The organism is Kitasatospora nipponensis (genome assembly GCF_039528135.1).
In the GTDB taxonomy this organism is placed as follows: Bacteria; Actinomycetota; Actinomycetes; order Streptomycetales; family Streptomycetaceae; genus Kitasatospora; species Kitasatospora nipponensis.
In genome coordinates, this window is the sequence record NZ_BAAALF010000078.1 from 1 (window position 1) to 4,142 (window position 4,142).

Genomic DNA, 4,142 nt, shown 5'->3' on the forward strand with positions numbered 1-4,142 from the left:
GCACCGCGAGCGTCACCCTGCGTCACAAACAGCCCCGCCCGTGGCCCGCACCACATCGGCGGACCCCGGTCGATAGGGTCCGGGAGGCGGCGAGGGCCGCCACGACGGGGAACGGGGGCCGCGGATGCGGATCGGGACGGTACGGGAGCTGTGGCGGTACCCGGTGAAGTCGATGCTGGGGGAGGCGCTGCGGGAGGCGGAGGTGGACGAGCGGGGCGTGCGGGGCGACCGCGCTCTCGCGCTGGTCGACCGCGAGAGCGGCCGGGTGGCCAGCGCGAAGAACCCGCGGCTCTGGCGCGCGCTGCTGACGCTCAGCGCCTCGCGCGGGGCGGACGGCCGGGTGCGGATCGTGCGGGCCGACGGCGGCGAGCTGAAGGCCGAGGAGCTCTCGGCCGTCCTCGGCCGCCCGGTCGAGCTCACCGGCGAGCCGCCGCAGGACGCGACGCTGGACCGGGCGCGCCCCGAGGAGGTGCTCAGCGCCGGGGTGCGGGCGCGGGTGACGGTGGACGTCAGCCGGGTCGGATCCGCCTCGCCGCCCGGGACCTTCTTCGACTACGCGCCGCTGCACCTGCTCAGCACCGCCTCGCTGGCCCGGATCGGTGCGCTGAGCCCGCGCGGGAGCGTGGAGGCGGTCCGCTACCGGCCCAACCTGGTGATCGAGCCGGACCCCGGGGCACCGGGGGAGGGGCAGGACCCGGGCTTCGTGGAGGACGGCTGGCTGGGGCGGGAGCTGGCGATCGGTGCGCGGCTGCGGGTGCGCGCGGTGGTGGCCACCCCGCGCTGCGCGGTGCCGACCCTGGCGCACGGGCGGCTGCCGCGCGACCCGCAGGCGCTGCGGGTGCCGGCGCGGCACCACCGGGTCGAGCCGCTGCCCGGGATGGGACCGCACCCCTGCGTCGGGGTCTACGCCCAGGTCCTGGAGAGCGGTCCGGTTGCGGAGGGTGACGAAGTGCGGCTGCTCTGAGGCCCGGGGTGGGCCGTCCGAGGGGCAGGATGCCTGCAATCAGGTGGCATTGGTATGACTAACGCCTGCCGCTCGGGGCGATCGGGGGATGGTCCGCACCATGAACCTGACCAAGAAGTTCGTGCTGGCCGCGGCCCTCGGTGCCGCGCTGACCGTTCTCGGTGCCGGGCCCGCTCTGGCGGGGTGCGAGGGCGACAACCAGCCCGTGAACACGCCGGTGAACACGCCCGTGAACACGCCGGTGAACGCCCTTGCCGACAGTGTGGGCACCACCTGCACCAACACCGGCGGGGCCTACGCCATCGGCGTGGCCATCGGCTCGCCCGGTGTGCTGTCCGGCAACCTGATCCAGATCCCGATCTCCATCCCGATCAACATCTGCGGCAACAGCGTGAGCGTGCTCTGACCCCTGACGGCCCGCCGTCCACGAGACCCTGTCCCGGGACGGCCTGACAGTTCGACCGAGGGGCGGTACCCGGCCGGGTACCGCCCCTCGGACGTGCGCCGGGGGTGCCGGGGGCCAGGACTCAGCCCCGGCCTCAGCCTCCGTCGAGGACCGTGGCGAGGGCGGCGAGGAACCGGTCCGTGGTGGCCTCGTCGCGCACCGCGATGCGCAGCCAGTGGGGACCCAGCCCGGGGAAGGTGTCCCCGCGCCGGACCGCGAAGCCGGCCGCGCGCAGGCGGGTCCGCACCCGGGCCGCGTCCGGCAGCTCGATCAGGACGAACGAGCCGGCCGGCTCGCCGTGCACCCGCACCGCACCGAACCCCGTGAGCCCGCGCAGCAGGTGCGCGCGGTGCTCGGCCAGCAGCGCGGCCGCGGCCTCGGCCTCGGCCAGCGCCGGTGCGGCGCTGCACAGTTCGGCGGCGGTCAGGGCCGGGGTGGAGACCGGCCAGAGCGGTTGCGCGCGGCCCAGCTCGGCGACCAGCTCGGCCGGCCCCAGCAGGTAGCCGACCCGCAGGCCGGCCAGCCCCCAGGTCTTCGTCAGACTGCGCAACACCACGACCTGGCCGGGCAGTTCGCGCAGCGAGGCGAGCGACTGCGACTCCCCGGGGGTGGTGTCCATGAACGCCTCGTCCACCACCAGGGTGCGGCCCGGGCGGGCCAGTGCGAGCAGCGCGGCGGCCGGGTGCAGCACCGAGGTCGGGTTGGTGGGGTTGCCGACCACCACCAGGTCGGCCTGCTCGGGCACCGCGCCGGGGGTGAGCCGGAAGCCGTCGGCGGCGGAGAGCAGCACGCGGTGGACGGTGACGCCGGCGTCCCGCAGCGCGGCCTCGGGCTCGGTGAACTGCGGGTGCACGACCACCGCGTGGCGCGGGCGCAGGGTGCGCGCGAGCAGTACGAAGGCCTCGGCGGCGCCCGCGGTGAGCAGCACCTCCGCCGCCGGACGCCGGTGGCGGGCGGCGACGGCGGTCAGCGCGGCGCTCTGCTCGGGGTAGGCGGCCAGGTCGGCCAGGCTCGCGGCGAGGGCCGCGCGCAGCCACTCGGGCGGGGTGCCGGTGCGGACGTTGACGGCGAGGTCGACCAGGCCGGGTGCGCGCACCTCGGCGTCCCCGTGGTGGCGCAGGTCGGGCTCGGCGGGCTCGGCCGGCGTCGCCGTGGTCGCCACCGCCGTGGCCAGCGCCACCGTGGCCCGCGCCGACTTCACCTTGGCGAGCACCAGCCGCCCGCCGTCCAGCAGGGCCGCCGCCTCGGCGACGCTCGCCGTCCCGGTGGCGGCCAGCACCGCCGTCGAGGGGGTGGGCACCACGACCGCGGCCAGCTCGGCCGCCGGGTGCCCGGTCAGCGGCACCCCCAGGGCGCGCGCGGCGGCCAGCAGGCCGGGCTCGGCGGCCCGTTGCTCGACGGTCGCCAGCCGGTGGACGGCGCCGGCCGGCAGCCGGACCCGGGCCAGCGCGTCGGCGATCAGTTCGAGCACCTCGGTCTCGGCCACCCCGGCGCTCGCGCCCACACCGACCACCACCCGGCCGTCCCGGTGGTCCGTTTCGTTCCCCTGCTCGCCGCTCACCTGTGGGTTCCTCCCTCTCGCGCCCGGGAATCCCACCATGGGGGAGGGGGCGAGTCAATCGCCCCCGGGGTCCGCGGAACCGAAAGGTGAACCGTCTGCGTCCATGCCGCTCCATTCCGTTCGCTGCCTCTTCACCTCGCTGGCGGTGTCCCTGTCACACGAACGCTCCTATGCTTTCGCCGCTCGGCGCGACTCTCCCATCCCCGTCCGGAGGACAGCCATGCCCGCTCTCCCCTCTCGCACCCTGACCGCCCTCGCGGCCACCGTCGGCCTGGTCGCCGGCTCCACCGCGCTCTGGATCGCCGGCGGCAGCACCGCCCAGGCCGCCACCGCGCTGCCCACGCCTGACCACGTCATCGTCGTGATGATGGAGAACCACACCTACTCGCAGGTCATCGGCAGCTCCAGCGCCCCCTACATCAACAACACCCTCAAGGCCGGCGGTGCCAACCTCACCGCCTCCTACGGGATCACCCACCCGAGCGAGCCGAACTACTACGCGATCTTCTCGGGCAGCACCCAGGGCCGCACCGACGACAGCTGCATCGGCGTCGGCTCGCTGACCAAGGCCAACCTCGGCTCCGAGCTGATCGCCGCCGGCAAGACCTGGGCCAGCTACAACGAGTCGCTGCCGAGCCAGGGTTCCACCACCTGCAGCAGCGGCAAGTACGCGCAGAAGCACAACCCGTGGTTCGGCTTCGGCAACGTGCCGACCAACACCGCCTACACCTTCGCGCAGTTCCCGACCGACTACACCACGCTGCCCAAGGTCGCGTTCGTGACGCCGAACCTCTGCAGCGACATGCACGACTGCTCGGTCGGCACCGGCGACACCTGGCTGAAGAACAACCTCGGCGCCTACGCCACCTGGGCGCAGACCCACAACAGCCTGCTGATCGTCACCTTCGACGAGGACAACAACTCCTCCGGCAACCGGATCCCGACCGTGGTCTACGGCCAGCACGTGGCCGCCGGCAGCAGCTCCTCGGCCACCTACACGCACTACAACGTGCTGCGCACGGTGGAGGACCTCGCCGGTCTGACCAGCCACGCGGGCAGCGCCGCCACCGCCTCCGACATCACCGGCATCTGGAACTGACACCCGTGTACCTCGCCGACCGCCGATCCTCCTCGGCGTCGACCGACGCCGCCCCGGGCGCCGGCCCGGGGCG

General features: G+C 74.6%; 4 protein-coding genes. 3 read left to right on the top strand and 1 reads right to left on the bottom strand.

The annotated features are described in order from the left end of the window. The first annotated feature begins 124 nt into the window (after window positions 1-124). Window positions 125-964: an MOSC domain-containing protein gene (locus tag ABD323_RS21360; protein ID WP_344443428.1), complete on the top strand. Its 840-nt coding sequence runs from the start codon at window positions 125-127 to the stop codon at window positions 962-964. Between the two features lie 100 nt (window positions 965-1,064). Next, window positions 1,065-1,370 (top strand): chaplin, encoded by a 306-nt coding sequence (locus tag ABD323_RS21365; protein WP_344443429.1) that lies wholly within the window; start codon window positions 1,065-1,067, stop codon window positions 1,368-1,370. 133 nt (window positions 1,371-1,503) lie between these two features. On the opposite strand, the gene cobC is transcribed toward ABD323_RS21365, so the two are convergent. Then, a complete protein-coding gene (gene cobC, locus ABD323_RS21370; RefSeq protein WP_344443430.1) occupies window positions 1,504-2,970 on the bottom strand; it encodes an Rv2231c family histidinol phosphate aminotransferase CobC in 1,467 nt (488 codons plus the stop codon). Between the two features lie 220 nt (window positions 2,971-3,190). Here cobC and ABD323_RS21375 point away from each other — a divergent pair, with 220 nt between their 5' ends. Continuing rightward, window positions 3,191-4,069 carry an alkaline phosphatase family protein gene (locus ABD323_RS21375; RefSeq protein ID WP_344443431.1) on the top strand — a complete coding sequence of 293 codons (879 nt, stop codon included), beginning with the start codon at window positions 3,191-3,193 and terminating at the stop codon, window positions 4,067-4,069. The last annotated feature ends 73 nt before the right edge of the window (window positions 4,070-4,142 follow it).

Coding starts and splice junctions, on each gene's coding strand:
- ABD323_RS21360 (WP_344443428.1), top strand. CDS start 125: ATGCGGATCGGGACGGTACGGGAGCTGTGGCGGTACCCGGTGAAGTCG.
- ABD323_RS21365 (WP_344443429.1), top strand. CDS start 1,065: ATGAACCTGACCAAGAAGTTCGTGCTGGCCGCGGCCCTCGGTGCCGCG.
- ABD323_RS21375 (WP_344443431.1), top strand. CDS start 3,191: ATGCCCGCTCTCCCCTCTCGCACCCTGACCGCCCTCGCGGCCACCGTC.